Annotated in this window: 1 pseudogene; it reads right to left on the bottom strand. The window is 68.2% G+C overall.

Going from position 1 to position 1164, the window contains the following annotated elements:
- Positions 1–644, bottom strand: a pseudogene (locus tag AB0I10_RS41230) (histidine kinase); the annotation flags it as partial.
- Positions 645–1164 lie beyond the last annotated feature (520 nt).

Raw genomic sequence — 1164 nt, forward strand, 5'->3', positions numbered from 1 at the left:
GCCAACTCCCGAAGCGCGGTGAGGTTCCCGACCCGGAAGTAGCGCGACAGAGCCGCGTCGACCTTCTCCGGCGGGTAGATGTTGCCGTGCGCCATACGGCGCCGCAGCCCCTCGGCCGGCAGGTCGACCAACTCGATCTCGTCCGCGCGGCGGACGACTTCGTCGGGCACGGTCTCGTACTGCGGGACGCCGGTGATCTTCTCGACCACATCGCTGAGAGAGTCCAGGTGCTGGATGTTCAGCGTGGTCACGACAGCGATCCCGGCATCGAGAAGCTCCCCGATGTCCTGCCAGCGTTTGGCGTTCCGGCAGCCCGGCGCGTTGGTATGGGCGAGCTCGTCGATGAGCACCACCTGCGGACGCAGCGCCAGCACCCGATCCAGGTCGAGTTCGCCGAAGTCCGTGCCCCCGTGCCTGCGCACCACCCGCGGCAGCACGTCGAGCCCTTCGAGCATCGCCTCGGTGGACGCACGACCATGACACTCCGCAAAGGCCACCACGACGTTCGTGCCGCGCGCGGCACGGCGCTTCCCCTCGTCCAGCATCCGGTAGGTCTTGCCCACCCCGGGAGCAGCCCCGAGAAAGACCTTGAGTCTGCCGGGACGCGAGCCCGGCCCGTCGGTCGCACCGCTGGCCCGCGCCATTACGTACTCCTCCACGTATCCCTCTTCGGCAATGCGGCACGCCGGGCGGCACCGCGAAGGGTGTCTTACGGCACGGCGCCGGACGGCGTGCGAGGTTCTTAGGAGCATCGTCACTTCACGGCGGCAAATACCGTGATGGCGGTCGAAGACGTTGACGCAACTCTGATCCCTCCGCCGGGGGCTTGCTCCCCCGGTGCTGTTCGTGCGGTGCCCCGCCGGTGAACGGATGCTGGTCCACTTCCCTCTCTTGCCCGGTGTCGTCTTGCCCCGGTTACCCGGTTTCGTCATGGAGCCGTCAGGGTCTCCCCTCACCGCGTATGGGAAGCGCCAACAAGTCGTGACCGCTCCATGGGCGACATTTCGATGAACCGAGACAGCAACGCGAGACGGAAACGCGGCACAGGACAAGGAGCGTGGCCCCATGGGCGGACCCGGCACTCGGCGCGTCGTAGCCGGCGTGAGCGGTTCGCTGGGGAGCCTGACGGCTCTGCACCGGGCCGCCGCCGAGGCACGCGCGAAC

It is taken from the genome of Streptomyces sp. NPDC050636, from assembly GCF_040654775.1.
GTDB lineage: Bacteria > Actinomycetota > Actinomycetes > Streptomycetales > Streptomycetaceae > Streptomyces.